This is a genomic window from Pantoea sp. B566 (assembly GCF_024793925.1).
Taxonomy (GTDB): Bacteria; Pseudomonadota; Gammaproteobacteria; order Enterobacterales; family Enterobacteriaceae; genus Pantoea; species Pantoea ananatis.
Genome location: NZ_JANUQL010000003.1, coordinates 1,819,345 through 1,833,518 on the forward strand (window position 1 = coordinate 1,819,345; position 14,174 = coordinate 1,833,518).

13 protein-coding genes are annotated in these 14,174 nt (G+C 55.2%); 4 read left to right on the forward strand and 9 right to left on the reverse strand.

Annotation, left to right across the window (positions count from 1 at the left end; all coding sequences use genetic code 11):
• Positions 1 to 2 precede the first annotated feature (2 nt).
• The 4 genes from prfB to xerD all read right to left on the reverse strand — a co-directional run bounded on the left by prfB (position 3) and on the right by xerD (position 4,674).
• A protein-coding gene (gene prfB, locus NYE92_RS10055; protein ID WP_104933680.1) for a peptide chain release factor 2 occupies positions 3 to 1,101 on the reverse strand; the annotation gives its coding sequence in 2 pieces (ribosomal slippage) (positions 3 to 1,025 and positions 1,027 to 1,101; 1,098 coding nt in all).
• A 200-nt stretch (positions 1,102 to 1,301) separates the two neighbouring features.
• Entirely contained in the window at positions 1,302 to 3,041 is a 1,740-nt protein-coding gene (recJ, locus tag NYE92_RS10060) for a single-stranded-DNA-specific exonuclease RecJ (RefSeq protein WP_013027000.1), read from the reverse strand.
• Positions 3,042 to 3,044: 3 nt separating this feature from the next.
• Positions 3,045 to 3,758: a bifunctional protein-disulfide isomerase/oxidoreductase DsbC gene (gene dsbC, locus NYE92_RS10065; protein WP_015699601.1), complete on the reverse strand. Its 714-nt coding sequence runs from the start codon at positions 3,756 to 3,758 to the stop codon at positions 3,045 to 3,047.
• 22 nt (positions 3,759 to 3,780) lie between these two features.
• The gene (gene xerD / locus NYE92_RS10070) at positions 3,781 to 4,674 is read right to left on the reverse strand and encodes a site-specific tyrosine recombinase XerD (protein ID WP_013027002.1); all 894 of its coding nucleotides are present in this window, start codon (positions 4,672 to 4,674) and stop codon (positions 3,781 to 3,783) included.
• A 102-nt stretch (positions 4,675 to 4,776) separates the two neighbouring features.
• Here xerD and fldB point away from each other — a divergent pair, with 102 nt between their 5' ends.
• Positions 4,777 to 5,295: a flavodoxin FldB gene (fldB, locus tag NYE92_RS10075; RefSeq protein ID WP_013027050.1), complete on the forward strand. Its 519-nt coding sequence runs from the start codon at positions 4,777 to 4,779 to the stop codon at positions 5,293 to 5,295.
• A 138-nt stretch (positions 5,296 to 5,433) separates the two neighbouring features.
• Here the strand turns inward: fldB and NYE92_RS10080 are convergent, their stop codons facing one another.
• Together NYE92_RS10080 and sdhE are read right to left on the reverse strand one after the other, a co-directional pair.
• Entirely contained in the window at positions 5,434 to 5,847 is a 414-nt protein-coding gene (locus tag NYE92_RS10080; protein WP_020693773.1) for a protein YgfX, read from the reverse strand.
• Positions 5,822 to 6,088, reverse strand: coding sequence for an FAD assembly factor SdhE (gene sdhE, locus NYE92_RS10085; protein WP_014605131.1), 267 nt, complete (start codon positions 6,086 to 6,088; stop codon positions 5,822 to 5,824). Before sdhE ends, NYE92_RS10080 begins: the two co-directional genes overlap by 26 nt.
• A 224-nt stretch (positions 6,089 to 6,312) precedes the next feature.
• Here sdhE and ygfZ point away from each other — a divergent pair, with 224 nt between their 5' ends.
• Complete coding sequence (gene ygfZ, locus NYE92_RS10090; RefSeq protein ID WP_019104753.1) at positions 6,313 to 7,299, forward strand: tRNA-modifying protein YgfZ; 987 nt, start codon at positions 6,313 to 6,315, stop codon at positions 7,297 to 7,299.
• A 34-nt stretch (positions 7,300 to 7,333) separates the two neighbouring features.
• Here ygfZ and trhA read toward each other — a convergent pair whose 3' ends face one another.
• On the reverse strand, positions 7,334 to 7,987 hold the full coding sequence (trhA, locus tag NYE92_RS10095; protein WP_019104754.1) for a PAQR family membrane homeostasis protein TrhA: 654 nt from the start codon (positions 7,985 to 7,987) through the stop codon (positions 7,334 to 7,336).
• 163 nt (positions 7,988 to 8,150) lie between these two features.
• On the opposite strand from trhA, the gene NYE92_RS10100 reads away from it, so the two are divergent.
• Positions 8,151 to 8,870 carry a MurR/RpiR family transcriptional regulator gene (locus tag NYE92_RS10100; RefSeq protein WP_259018916.1) on the forward strand — a complete coding sequence of 240 codons (720 nt, stop codon included), beginning with the start codon at positions 8,151 to 8,153 and terminating at the stop codon, positions 8,868 to 8,870.
• 114 nt (positions 8,871 to 8,984) lie between these two features.
• Positions 8,985 to 10,412, forward strand: a complete 1,428-nt coding sequence (locus tag NYE92_RS10105; protein WP_072138274.1) for a 6-phospho-beta-glucosidase — start codon at positions 8,985 to 8,987, stop codon at positions 10,410 to 10,412.
• A 34-nt stretch (positions 10,413 to 10,446) separates the two neighbouring features.
• Here NYE92_RS10105 and NYE92_RS10110 read toward each other — a convergent pair whose 3' ends face one another.
• Together NYE92_RS10110 and gcvP are read right to left on the reverse strand one after the other, a co-directional pair.
• Positions 10,447 to 11,190 (reverse strand): SDR family oxidoreductase, encoded by a 744-nt coding sequence (locus NYE92_RS10110; protein WP_019104757.1) that lies wholly within the window; start codon positions 11,188 to 11,190, stop codon positions 10,447 to 10,449.
• Between the two features lie 61 nt (positions 11,191 to 11,251).
• Entirely contained in the window at positions 11,252 to 14,125 is a 2,874-nt protein-coding gene (gene gcvP / locus NYE92_RS10115) for an aminomethyl-transferring glycine dehydrogenase (RefSeq protein ID WP_072139021.1), read from the reverse strand.
• Between the last annotated feature and the right edge of the window lie 49 nt (positions 14,126 to 14,174).

The following is a 14,174-nucleotide window of genomic DNA, read 5'->3' on the forward strand; positions in this document are numbered from 1 at the left end:
CCTTATAGCCCTGCTTTTAAACTTGCTTCAATGAAACGGTCCAGATCGCCATCCAGCACCGCCTGCGTGTTGCGCGTTTCCACGCCGGTACGCAGATCTTTAATACGTGAGTCGTCCAGAACATAAGAACGGATCTGGCTGCCCCAGCCAATGTCAGACTTGTTGTCTTCCAGCATCTGCTTCTCGGCATTTTTTTTCTGCATTTCAAGCTCGTACAGCTTCGCCTTCATCTGCTTCATCGCCTGATCTTTGTTTTTGTGCTGAGAGCGATCGTTTTGACACTGGGTGACCGTACCGGTTGGAACGTGGGTAATACGCACCGCCGATTCCGTACGGTTAACGTGCTGACCACCTGCACCAGAGGCGCGGTACACGTCAATACGCAGGTCAGCCGGGTTGATGTCGATATCAATATCGTCATCCACTTCCGGATAGATAAAGGCTGAACTGAAGGAGGTATGGCGGCGACCACCGGAGTCAAATGGACTCTTACGTACCAGACGATGTACGCCGGTTTCGGTGCGGAGCCAGCCAAACGCGTAATCGCCAGACACGCGAATCGTCACCGACTTAATGCCCGCGACTTCACCTTCTGACTCTTCAATAATTTCTGTTTTGAACCCTTTGGCTTCTGCCCAACGCAGATACATGCGCATCAGCATGCTGGCCCAGTCCTGCGCTTCTGTTCCACCCGAACCGGCCTGCAGATCGATGTAACAGTCGGCGCTGTCGTACTCGCCAGAGAACATACGGCGGAACTCTAGCTCGCCGAGCTTGCCTTCCAGCGCGTCCAGCTCGGCGACCGCTTCGTTGAAGGTTTCTTCGTCATCGGCTTCTACCGCCAGATCAAGCAGCCCCTGCACATCTTCCAGCCCCTGGCTCATCTGATCGAACGTATCCACGATGGCTTCCAGGGAGGAGCGTTCTTTGCCCAGTGCCTGAGCGCGTTCAGGCTCGTTCCAGACGTCGGGCTGTTCCAGCTCGGCGTTTACTTCCTCAAGGCGTTCTTTCTTAGCATCGTAGTCAAAGATACCCCCGAAGAACGTCGCTGCGTTCGCTGAGGTCCTGAATACGGTATTTGACCGGGTTGATTTCAAACATGTGTTTAGCGTCTTTTTTACGTTCGATGGAATAAGAAATTTAACCTGCGAGTTTACCCGAAACCGACGGCGGTTTGTAGCGTTGAGAAAATGCGCAGAGGTTAATCTTTCGTTGAGCCAGCTGGACTGGCTCTGCCGACGCGGGCGTGGCAAGGTTAAACTGGCAACGGCGGGAATGTGAGGCCCCGCCGTCACCGCTGGCTAACTGAGCGGCCAGAGATGTTCAATGATCAGTTGGACAGAGCGATTGCCGCGATACTCATTGATATCAAGCCGATAGGCCAGTTCGACCTGGCGCACGCTGCTGTCAGGCCACAACGTGGTATCCACGTTGAACGCGATACCGTCGATCAGCGGTCCGCCCTCCAGAGGTTCAACCATGACCTTCAGGTGACGTTCACCAACGAGGCGCTGCTGCAGTAGCCTGAACCGGCCGTCGAAAGCGGGCTCAGGGAAAGACTGGCCCCATGGGCCGGCATCACGCAGCACTTCCGCCGTCTGAAGAGAAAATTCAGCGGGCTGCAGGGCACCATCCGACCAGATGACGCCCTGCAACGCTTCGCCGGCCAGCCATTCGCCCACCAGGTCCGCAAAACGCTGACGAAACTCGTCGTAGCGGGCCTCTTCCAGCGACAGTCCGGCGGCCATCGCGTGACCACCAAACTTCTGCATCAGGCCGGGATGCAACGTATCAAGACGCTCAAGCGCATCGCGCAGATGCAGACCGGCAATCGATCGTCCCGATCCCTTCAGCATGCCATCACCGGCCGGTGCGAAGGCAATAACCGGGCGATGAAAACGCTCTTTCAGGCGGGAAGCCAGAATCCCGACCACGCCCTGATGCCACTCAGGATGATAAAAGGCCAGCCCCAGCGGCAAATCGGTTTGCTCGTTCTCCAGCTTTTGGCATAACGCCAGTGCCTCGCTCTGCATCCCCTGCTCAATCTCTTTGCGCATCTGGTTAAGCGCATCCAGTTCGCTGGCTAACATGCGCGACTGGCTGAGATCGTCGGTCAGTAACAGCGCCACGCCGACAGACATATCGTCCAGCCGACCGGCAGCGTTAAGCCGGGGCCCCAAGGCAAAACCCAGGTCGCTGGCGGCCAGCTGTCGGGCATCGCGGTTGGCGATTTCCAGCAGGGCCTTGATGCCCGGACGGCACTTTCCGGCCCGAATACGGCTCAGGCCCTGCCACACTAAAATGCGGTTGTTGGCATCCAGCGGCACCACATCTGCCACCGTGCCCAACGCCACCAGATCGAGCAGGTCGGCCAGATTGGGTTCCGACCGCGTGACGCCAAACCAGCCCTGAGTGCGCAAGTGGGCACGCAGGGCCATCATCAGATAGAAAGCGACGCCCACGCCCGCCAGCGAACGAGAGGGGAAATGACAGTCAGGCAGGTTGGGATTAACGATAGCATCGGCGTCAGGCAGCGTTTCGCCCGGTAAGTGGTGGTCGGTCACCAACACCGCAATGCCGTGCTGATGCGCAAGCGCCACACCCGCATGGGACGAAATACCGTTATCGACGGTCAGAATCATCTCTGCACCGCGCGCGCGGGCCTGCTCAACCACTTCCGGACTCAGGCCGTAGCCATCTTCGAAACGATTGGGCACCAGGTACTGCACGTTGCTGCATCCCATGCTGCGCAGCGCCAGCACCGTCAGGGCGGTACTGGTGGCACCGTCAGCGTCGAAATCCCCGACGACCATAATGCAGCGGCCATCCAGCAGCGCCTGATGAAGCAGGTTAACGGCCTTGTCTATGCCGCTCAGTGCACTGAAAGGGAGCAGGTTTTTCGCGCCCCTTTCGAGCTCGGCGGCGTTGGTGACGCCACGTTGCAGATAAAGCCGACGCAGGAGCGGCGGTAAATCTGCCGGTAGCCCCGGCAAATCGGCTACCGCTTCACGGCGACGTAACTCAACTTCGTGCTTTACCACGCCTTAACCACCACGCTTTTGATTATCCAGTACCTGCTTGAGCTCCTGTGGACTTTGATAGCCGGGGATCATCATGCCACTATCGGTCAGAATCGCCGGCGTGCCCTGGATACCAAACAGTACGCCAAGCTGGTACTGCTTGCCGATATCGATCGTGCAGGAGGCTGGCGCATCCATCTTCGGCACATCGCCTTTCATCGCCTCATCAAAGGCTTTATTGCGATCGGCGCTGCACCACACGGCCTTCATGGCGCTGGCAACTTTGCCGTTCATGCCTTCACGTGGGAAAGCCAGATAGCGAACGGTGATGCCCAGCGCGTTGTAGTCAGCCATTTGTTCGTGCAGTTTGTGGCAGTAGCCACAGGTGATATCCGTAAACACTGTCACCACGTGCTGCTCTTTGGGCGCTTTATACACGATCATTTCCGGAACCAGCGCCTCAACTTTTTTATCCAGTAGCGCGTTCGTCACGTTGACCGGCTGAGCACCGCTGACATCGTAAAGCGGTCCCTGGATCATGTGTTTACCATCATCGGTAACGTACAGCACGCCGCTTTCGGTGAGCACGGTTTTAAAACCCGGCAGCGGTGCAGGTTGGATCTCAGCCTGGTGCAAACCCAGTTTCTTCAGGGAAAGCTGAATGGCGCTGTCATCAGCGTGGGTCAAACCGGAAAAAGCGCTGGCCAGTAGCGCCAGCATGGCAACATGTTTGTTCATTGTTTTCCTTACTCTCCGCCAGCTATGCGCGCGGATGATGCTGTTGATGTAACAGTCGCAGACGTTCCGTGGCGACATGCGTATAAATCTGCGTCGTTGAGAGGTCGCTGTGCCCCAGTAACATCTGTACGACACGTAGGTCAGCCCCATGGTTCAGCAAATGCGTGGCGAAAGCATGGCGTAACACGTGGGGAGAAAGCTTTTCGCTATCAATGCCCGCCAGCATGGCGTAATGCTTGATACGATGCCAGAAGGTTTGCCGCGTCATCTGCTGGGCACGGTTACTGGGGAAAAACACGTCCAGCGTCTGCCCATTGAGCAACCACGGCCGCCCGTGCTCCATATAGTATTCCAGCCAGTGAACCGCCTCTTCACCTAATGGCACCAGCCGCTCTTTATTGCCTTTACCGATCACGCGCACCACGCCCTGGCGCAGGCTGACGTCATTCAGGGTCAGTCCCACCAGTTCCGAAACCCGTAAGCCGGTGGCATATAACAATTCCAGCATGGCTTTATCGCGCAGTTCAAGCGGCACGTTGACATCGGGTGCCTGCAGCAGGCGATCCACCTGCGCCTCACTCAGATCTTTTGGCAACCGCTGGGGCAGCTTGGGCGCGGCCAGCATCGCGCTGGGATCGTCAGTGCGCATCTTTTCGCGGTACAAATACTGAAACAGACGGCGCATGGCGCTGAGCAGGCGTGCAGAGCTGGAGGCTTTATAGCCGCCTTCCAGTCTCTCCGCGAGAAACTGTTGCAGATCGGGCGCGCTCAGGGTTGTCAGCGTTAAGCCGTGATGCGCCAGCCAGCCGGTGAGAGTTTGCAGATCCTGCCGATAGGAGGACAGGGTATTTTGCGCCAGATTGCGCTCGATCCACAGCGCATCAAGAAACTGTTCTGTCAGTTCACTATCTTGCACGTTTTCCCCACCGTTCAGTATGAAATCGTGCTCATTATGCCTGATTCAACCCTGCTTCTGATACAATTACGCCAAAGTCAGGATTAACAGAGCACTATCTGCATGAAAATAGGTCTTTTTTACGGTTCCAGTACCTGTTACACCGAAATCGTAGCGGAGAAAATTCGGGATTTTATTGGCGACGAGCTGGTGACGTTGCACAACGTGAAAGATGACGATCCGCGTCTGATGGAAGACTATGATCTGTTGATTTTGGGGATTCCCACCTGGGACTTTGGCGAGCTGCAGGAGGACTGGGAGGCTATCTGGCCCCAGTTGCCGACGCTCAATTTGCGCAACAAGATCGTGGCGCTGTACGGCATGGGCGACCAGATTGGCTACGGTGAGTGGTTTCTGGATGCTTTAGGCATGCTGCATGAACTGCTCCAGCCGATGGGGGTGCAGTTTGTGGGCTACTGGCCGCTGGACGGCTATGACTTTACCAGCCCCAAACCGCTGAGTGCCGACGGCAAGCAATTTGTCGGACTGGCGCTGGATGACGTCAATCAGTTTGAAGCCACGGATGAGCGCGTTGAGCAGTGGTGCGAGCAGATTCTGACAGAAACCGCCGAGCGTCTTTAAGCCGCGCGCTAAAACGCAATCCTGAAATCCTGGAAGAGGACGCGCCGTCGATACGCCTGTATTTGGAAAGCCTGACCTGGAAAAGCGTGTTCTGAAATCGGCACGCTTTCTCGTGACGCGCTGTTCCGGGCACGCTATTTAGCGCCTTGCGGTTTCGCTGAAACAGCATGACCGCAAGGCGCGCCACGCCTCTGGCTGCATGTTGTCCTGCATCAGCCAGAGCCGTAAGGTCTTGCCCTTGCGGTTTCGTGCGACCAGCAACACCGCGCCTGGCAACCAGTACAACGGCTGCTGCGTTTGCCAGTCTTCTCCCTGCCAGTGCCACTCACGATTGCTGTCGCGCCGTAACTGTCCATGCCGTTGACGCAAGCGGCGATCCTGTTTCCATCCTTCCCACAGCACCACCACGACCAGCCCGGGCTTTATCATCCACTCTGCCGCAGGCAGTTCCATAATGCCAACGCCTGCTATCGTTACTGACAGCATCAGTGCGAGGATCAGGCGTGCGCGCAAAGAGGGATGAAGTTTACATTGCCACCGGACCGCGTTCACGATTACGCTGCTGAATCAGCTTCACCATGCGTTTCAGCTCGGGATCGGCAGGCTCACCGTGGTTCATCATCCAGTTGAAAAGATCGGGATCGTCACTTTTCAGCAGTGCGATAAACACCTGCTTATCGGTATCATTTAACGTGTCATATTCGTACTTAAAGAACGGCATAATAGCGACATCCAGTTCCAGCATGCCACGACGGCAGGCCCATTGAACGCGCGATTTATTATGAATATCCATGCATTCGTTTCCACATTTCACATCGTGGCAGCTAGTGTACCCTGGATTACTGCTGGCTGCAGGTTCACAAACCGACCCTGTGCAACGCGCCGCAGACTCAGGCTTTTTTTACACATCGGCACGCGTTTTGTGCGCCCTCTTTAGTAAACAGGTTGCATTGCCAGTGTGCTCTTTTACCATTGAAGACATTGTTTCGGATGAACCTTCAGACTCAGGATTTATCGATGCCAACATTTACGCTTCCCCCACGCCAACCTGCGGCCTCATCACGTCTGCCGCTCACGTTAATGTCTCTGGATGCCTGGGCACTGGTTGCCGTGGTCGGCCCTGACAGCACGTCCTATTTACAAGGCCAGTTGACCCTGGATGTGGCGGCACTGGATGCCTCTCATCACCTTCCTGCCGCCCACTGTGACGCCAAGGGCAAGATGTGGAGCAACCTGCGCCTGTTTCATCGCGCTGAGGGTTATGCCTATTTGGTGCGTCGTGAGTTGCGAGACACTCAGCTGCCGGAGTTAAAAAAATACGCCGTATTTTCTAAAGTTACCCTGACCGCGGATGACGATGTCGCACTGCTGGGCGTGGCGGGTTTCCAGGCCCGAGCGGCGCTGGCCAATGTTTTTGACACGCTGCCTGACAGCACCACCCCGGTGGTACAGCAGGGCGACACCACGCTGCTGTGGTTTGCCCATCCAGCAGAACGCTTTCTGCTGGTCACGTCGCCCGCCCAGGCCGATGCCCTGAAGCAGACGCTGGCAGACGATGCGCAGTTCAATGACAGCACCCAGTGGCTGGCCCTGGACATCGAAGCCGGAATTCCGGTTATTGACGCAGCCACCAGCGCGCAGTTTATTCCCCAGGCCGCAAACATGCAGGCGCTGGACGCGATTAGCTTTAAAAAGGGCTGCTATACCGGCCAGGAGATGGTGGCCAGAGCCAAATACCGGGGCGCGAATAAACGGGCGCTCTACTGGCTGTCAGGACAAGCCAGCCACCTGCCCGCCGCCAACGATTCCCTGGAGCTGCAGATGGGCGAGCGCTGGCGTCGCACGGGCACCGTTCTTGCTGCGGTGCAACTGGACGACGGCGTCATCTGGGTGCAGGTGGTCATGAACAACGATCTGGAGCCGGATAGCGTATTACGGGTTGAACGCGATGAAGGCGGTAAGCTGATGATTCAGCCCTTGCCTTACTCGCTGGAAGAAAGCTGAGTTCAGGGGCGGGACCGCGTCCCGCCCTGTGACGTTACATAACGTAGAAGTAGATGGCGCAGAAATGGCAAACACAACCGCCTAAAACAAACGCGTGCCAGATAGCATGGTTAAACGGCACCCGACGCGCGACGTAAAAAATCACGCCCAGGGAATAGATAATGCCCCCCGACGCCAGCAGCCAGATGCCTCCCGCCGACAGTTTCATCGCCAGCTGATAGACCACAATCAGCGACAGCCATCCCATGCAGAGATAAGTCGCCAGCGACAGTACCTTAAAGCGTTCGGCAATCGTCAGCTTAAAAATAATGCCCAACAGTGCCAGGCCCCATATTACCGCCATCAGCCCATAGGCGAGAGGCGACTGCAGACCAACCATCAGAAACGGCGTGTAGGTGCCAGCAATTAACAGGTAGATTGCGCAGTGATCCACTTTTTTCAGTACGCGCTTCGCACGTGGGTGGCTGACGGCGTGGTAAAGCGTTGAGGCCAGAAACAGCAGAATCATACTGCCGCCATAGAGGCTGGAGCTGACAATGGCGGTCAGCCCTGCATTCATGACCGATGCCTTATCGAGCAGCAGCATTAACCCTACAATGCCGAACAGACAACCCAGTCCATGACTAATACTGTTGGCAATTTCCTCTGCCAATGGATAACCCTGCGTCGGCAAACTTTTGTGACTCATAACATTCCTGCCTGAAAGTGATAGCAACTGCAGATTTATCGTCCAACAGATTACCCAGAAAAACTTTCAGTGTACAAGTGTAAGCTTAAAATAATTATTGCGGTCACCTCCCCTTCGAATTCTGTTAAAATGCGGGCCAGTTAATTGCCGGGTGAGCTTTTCCATGTTCTCGCATCACGATCTTGCTACCCTGAACGATCTTGAAATGCAGGTTTATCAGTACATTATCAAACAGCGTGACAGCGTCAGTTACATGACCATTCGCGAGCTGGCTGAACAGGCTGCGGTATCGACCACGACGGTATTACGCTTCTGTCGCAAGATGCAGTGTGAAGGATGGTCAGAATTCCGTATCCGACTGCGTCTGGCCAGGGAACAAACCGCGCCTGCGCTACCTGCCTCCGGCATCGCAGATATGCTGAGTTTTTTTAAAAGCATCAATAATGATGAGTTTGAGCAGGTCATCCATCGGGCTGTGGGGATGATTAATCAGGCTGAGCGGGTGTTTTTTATTGGTGTCGGCACATCGGGCAGCCTGGGGAAATACGGGGCACGTTTTTTTTCAAACGTAGGCAAATTCAGCCACGCGATCGACGATCCCTATTATCCGGTCAGTCCGAGTTTATATGAAAATGCCCTGGCCATTATTCTTTCTGTCTCCGGCGAAACGGAAGAGGTGCTGCGCATTGCCAGTCAGTTCAACCTGAATCAGTGTAAAATCATCGCCATTACGAATAGTGAAACCTGCTCGCTGGCAAAAATGAGCGACTTTACGGTGTCCTATCATGTACCGGTGATACGTATGCCCGACCAGAGCGATATTACGACCCAGGTGCCTGTCATGTATATTATCGAGTCACTGGGTCGGCAACTGGGTAAATAAAACAAAGCGTTTTTTAGCTGTAACAAATCCCTTTTTCGCGGCGGTGTTATAGCGTGACATTATTAAGTGCTTTGCTACACTCACCCCAATTTAATCCTCAGGGGAGAGTGCATAATGAGCTTACCAAAAACGTTTCTGTGGGGCGGCGCGGTCGCGGCTCATCAGGTGGAGGGCGGCTGGGATCAGGGCGGTAAGGGCATCAGTATTGCTGATGTACTGACCGGCGGCGCTCATGGCGTGGACCGCGTTATCACCGACGGCGTCCAGCCAGGAAAATTCTATCCAAATCATCAGGCTGTTGAATTTTATTCTCATTACAAACAGGATATCGCGCTGTTTGCTGAGATGGGATTTAAATGCTTCCGTACCTCAATTGCCTGGACCCGTATTTTCCCTAACGGCGATGAACCGCAACCCAATGAAGCCGGCCTGCAATTCTATGACGATCTGTTTGATGAATTGCTTAAATACGGTATTGAGCCGGTTATTACCCTCTCCCATTTTGAAATGCCCTATCACCTGGTAAAAGAATACGGTGGCTGGCACAATCGTAAGGTTGTCGATTTCTTTGTGCGCTTTAGTGAAGTTGTGATGAAGCGTTATAAGAATAAAGTGAAATACTGGATGACCTTTAACGAAATTAACAACCAGCGTAACTGGCAATATCCGCTGTTTGGTTACTGCTGCTCAGGCGTTATTTTCACGGAACATGAAAAACCTGAACAGGCGATGTATCAGGTCATGCATCATCAGTTTGTTGCCAGCGCCAAAGTCGTGAAGCTGGGCCACGAGATCAACCCGGAGTTTAAGATTGGCTGCATGATCGCCATGGTGCCGGTTTACCCCTTCTCCTGCCATCCGGATGACGTCATGCTCGCTCAGGAAGCGATGCATCAACGCTATGTCTTTAGCGACGTGCAGATGCGCGGTTACTACCCGGCTTACGCCCTGAAAGAGTGGGCGCGCAAAGGCTATCATATCGACATGGAGCCTGAAGACGCTGAAACCCTGCGCAATGGCTGTGCCGACTATGTGGGCTTCAGTTATTACATGAGTACAGCCGTTCAGACCCGCGCCAGTGGCGTTGATGATCCTATTACCGGCTTCGAAGGCACGGTGAAAAATCCGCACGTTAAAGCCTCAGACTGGGGCTGGCAGATCGATCCTGTTGGTCTGCGGTATGTTCTTAATGATGTGTATGAACGCTATCAGAAACCCCTGTTTATTGTTGAAAACGGTTTTGGCGCCATCGACAAACCGAATGCGCAGGGCGTGATAGAGGATGATTACCGCATTGATTATCTGGCCGCGCATATTGAAGAGATGAAAAAAGCCGTCATTCATGACGGTGTGGATCTCATGGGGTACACGCCCTGGGGCTGTATCGACTGCGTGTCTTTCACTACCGGTCAGTACAACAAGCGTTACGGTTTTATTCACGTGAATAAAAACGATGACGGCAGCGGAGACTTCTCGCGCTCCAGGAAAAAGAGTTTTGCCTGGTATCAACAGGTCATCGCCAGCAATGGTGAAAAGCTGTAAGTCGTTTGCCGCAGCGCCCTGCTGCGGCATCATTCTAGCGCCCGCCGGCAGCATCGATAATGCTGCCCGTAATGTAAGAAGCGGCATCGCTGGCTAACCAGACAACGGCTTCTGCGATTTCTTCGGCATAGCCGCCACGCCCCATTGGTATGCCGCTGGCCAGCCTGTCTACCCTGCCGGGTTCTCCGCCGTCAGCATGCATCTCGGTGTAAATCATCCCCGGACGTACGCCATTGACCCGAATTCCCTGCTGGGCCACTTCCAGCGACAGGCCTTTGGTCATCGTGTCCATTGCGCCTTTCGATGCCGCATAGTCGACATATTCGCTTGGCGACCCCGTGCGGGCAGCTACAGACGAGACATTGACGATGCTGCCGCCCTGACCGCCATGATGGGTGCCCATGCGCCGGACGGCTTCACGACAGCAAAGAAATGCGCCAAGCACATTCGTGGCAAAAACCTGCTGAATACGTGAGGCATCCAGTTGCTCAAGGCGACATTGTTGGAACAGAATGCCGGCGTTATTCACCAGCAGCGTGAGCGGCAGATCTTCCTGATCCAGCCGTTGAAACAGCGACATCACCTGTGTTTCATCGCTGATATCGGCCTGAACGCTAAAGGCCTCACCGCCGTTACGTACAATCTCATCTACAACCTGATGGGCTTCACTGGCACGTGAACGGAAATTGACCGCCACCCGGTAGCCTCGGGATGCCAGTAAGAGTGACGTCGCGCGACCAATGCCGCGACTGCCGCCGGTAACGAGTGCGAGCTGCATACAAACCTCCATAAAAAAAGGGCCGAAAATCGGCCCTCATAATTAAACGCGTTAAGCTGACTTACGCATAATCGCTCATCGGGACACACGAACAGAACAGGTTACGATCGCCAAAGACATCGTCCAGGCGCTTCACCGTTGGCCAGTATTTATTGTGGCTGCCTGCAGGGAACACGGCCAGTTCACGGCTGTAGGAATGAGACCATTCTCCGATGACTTCCATTTGTGTATGAGGCGCGTTAACCAGCGGGTTATCCTCAAGTGACCACTCACCCGTTTCCACCCGGCCGATTTCCATGCGAATCGCCAGCATGGCATCAATAAAGCGGTCCAGTTCAATTTTGCCTTCTGATTCTGTCGGTTCGACCATGAGTGTTCCGGCGACCGGAAACGACATGGTGGGCGCATGGAAACCGTAGTCGATGAGGCGTTTCGCGATATCCAGTTCACTGATACCGGTTTGCTCTTTTAACGGACGAATATCAAGAATACATTCGTGCGCTACGCGGCCGTCGCGCCCTGCATACAGGATGGGATAGGCCGATTTTAGCCGGCTGGCAATATAGTTAGCGTTAAGGATCGCGACCGAACTGGCCTGCTTCAGCCCTTCTGCCCCCATCATACGGATATACATCCAGCTGATAGGCAAAATAGACGCGCTGCCAAATGGCGCAGCGGAAACTGCGCCCTGCTGCGTCAGCATGCCGTCAATTTGTACAACGCTGTGGCCCGGCACAAACGGCGCCAGATGGGCTTTAACGCCGATCGGTCCCATTCCCGGCCCACCTCCACCGTGCGGGATGCAGAAGGTTTTATGCAGGTTAAGGTGCGAAACGTCTGCGCCGATGTAGCCCGGCGTGGTAATGCCTACCTGCGCGTTCATGTTGGCGCCATCAAGATAAACCTGGCCACCGAACTGATGCACAATCTGGCACACCTCGCGAATAGTTTCCTCGTAAACGCCGTGGGTGGACGGATAGGTCACCATAATGCATGACAGCTTATCGCCAGCCTGAGCCGCTTTTTCACGCAGGTCGCCCAGATCGATGTTGCCCTGCTTGTCACAGGCGACCACCACGACATCCATGCCCGCCATCTGAGCCGAAGCCGGATTAGTACCGTGCGCCGAGCTGGGGATCAGGCAGAGATGCCGTTCACCCTCACCGCGGCTTTCGTGATAACGACGAATCGCTAACAGACCGGCATATTCACCCTGCGCACCCGAGTTAGGCTGCATGCAGAGTGCATCGTAACCAGTCAGTTGAACCAGCCACTGTGAAAGCTGCCCAATCATTTGCAGGTAGCCGCCAGCCTGTTCAGCCGGGCAGAACGGGTGCAGTTCGGCAAATTCAGGCCAGGTGATCGGGATCATCTCGGCGGCGGCATTGAGTTTCATGGTGCAGGAACCCAACGGAATCATGGCCTGATTCAGCGCCAGATCTTTTTTCTCCAGGCTGTGCATATAGCGCATCATCTCAGTTTCGCTGTGATGACGGTTAAACACCGGATGCGTCAGAATCTCGCTTTCACGCTGCTGCGCGGCCGGAATGGACGGGTTGTCAGCCGTGACCAGGCTGTCGAGTCGATCGATATCCTGGCCGTGCTCATCCCCCAGCAAAATAGCGAACAGTGTAACGATGTCTTCACGGCGCGTGGTTTCATCCAGCGTGATACCGACGGCATTGAGAATGTCGCTACGCAGGTTCACACCGAAGCTCAGCGCACGGTTGAGTACGCCCGCTTTATCCGCAACCTCTACCGTTAGTGTGTCAAACCAATGGCTATGACGCAGTTTAAGCCCGCCACGCTGCAGTCCGGCAGCCAGAATATCGGTAAAGCGGTGGATACGCGACGCAATACGTTTCAGCCCGACCGGCCCGTGGAACACGGCATACAGCCCGGCGATATTGGCCAGCAGCACCTGAGAAGTACAGATATTGGAGTTCGCTTTTTCGCGACGGATATGCTGCTCACGGGTTTGCATCGCCATGCGCAAGGCGGTGTTGCCTGCGGCATCGCGGGAAACGCCGATAATGCGGCCAGGCATTGAACGCTTATGTTCGTCGCGGCTGGCGAAGAAGGCAGCATGCGGGCCACCATAACCCATTGGCACACCAAAGCGTTGGGCCGAACCGAACACGATATCCGCGCCTTGTTTGCCCGGAGATGTCAGCAGCACCAGCGCCATAAAGTCGGCAGCGACGCTGACAACCACCTTGCGCGCTTTCAGCTCGCTAATCAGGTGGGTGTAGTCGTGTACTTCTCCCGTGGTGCCCACCTGCTGTAGCAGCACACCAAACAGGTTGTCGTGGTCCAGTGCTTTGGCCGGGCTGTCGATAATCAGTTCAAAGCCAAAGGTTTCGGCACGGGTACGCACGACGTCCAGCGTTTGCGGATGAATATCGTCAGCGATAAAGAACCGGGTCGCGTTTTTCAGTTTGCTGATGCGTTTTGACATCGCCATCGCTTCGGCGGCGGCGGTCGCTTCATCCAGCAGAGAAGCGGAGGCAATGTCCATGCCGGTCAAATCGATCGTAACCTGCTGGAAGTTAAGCAGGGCTTCAAGCCGTCCCTGCGACACTTCTGGCTGATACGGCGTATACGCCGTGTACCAGCCGGGGTTCTCCAGCATATTTCGCAAAATCACCGGCGGCGTAATCACCGCGCTGTATCCCATGCCGATCCAGGATTTATAAAGCAGGTTTTGCCCGGCAATGGCCTTCAACTCAGCCAGCGCCTGTTGTTCAGTTGCGGCATCGCCCACCGCTGGCGGGCCTGGCAACTGAATGTCGGCGGGAACGATAGAACCAATCAACGACGCCAGAGAGCTGGCACCGATCGCCTCCAGCATGACGGCCTGTTGTTCTGGCGACGGACCAATATGGCGCTCAATGAAGGCACCGTTGTATTCAAGCTGGCTGAGAGTCTGAGTCATGAGCTGTAAATCCTGAATCGGGCTGGGGAACAGAGAATGCAAGTCAGAT

Excerpts from the sequence above, each read along its gene's own strand:
- dsbC (WP_015699601.1), bottom strand. The coding sequence starts at position 3,758 with ATGAACAAACATGTTGCCATGCTGGCGCTACTGGCCAGCGCTTTTTCC.
- fldB (WP_013027050.1), top strand. The coding sequence starts at position 4,777 with ATGAAAATAGGTCTTTTTTACGGTTCCAGTACCTGTTACACCGAAATC.
- sdhE (WP_014605131.1), bottom strand. The coding sequence starts at position 6,088 with ATGGATATTCATAATAAATCGCGCGTTCAATGGGCCTGCCGTCGTGGC.
- ygfZ (WP_019104753.1), top strand. The coding sequence starts at position 6,313 with ATGCCAACATTTACGCTTCCCCCACGCCAACCTGCGGCCTCATCACGT.
- trhA (WP_019104754.1), bottom strand. The coding sequence starts at position 7,987 with ATGAGTCACAAAAGTTTGCCGACGCAGGGTTATCCATTGGCAGAGGAA.
- NYE92_RS10100 (WP_259018916.1), top strand. The coding sequence starts at position 8,151 with ATGTTCTCGCATCACGATCTTGCTACCCTGAACGATCTTGAAATGCAG.
- NYE92_RS10105 (WP_072138274.1), top strand. The coding sequence starts at position 8,985 with ATGAGCTTACCAAAAACGTTTCTGTGGGGCGGCGCGGTCGCGGCTCAT.
- NYE92_RS10110 (WP_019104757.1), bottom strand. The coding sequence starts at position 11,190 with ATGCAGCTCGCACTCGTTACCGGCGGCAGTCGCGGCATTGGTCGCGCG.
- gcvP (WP_072139021.1), bottom strand. The coding sequence starts at position 14,125 with ATGACTCAGACTCTCAGCCAGCTTGAATACAACGGTGCCTTCATTGAG.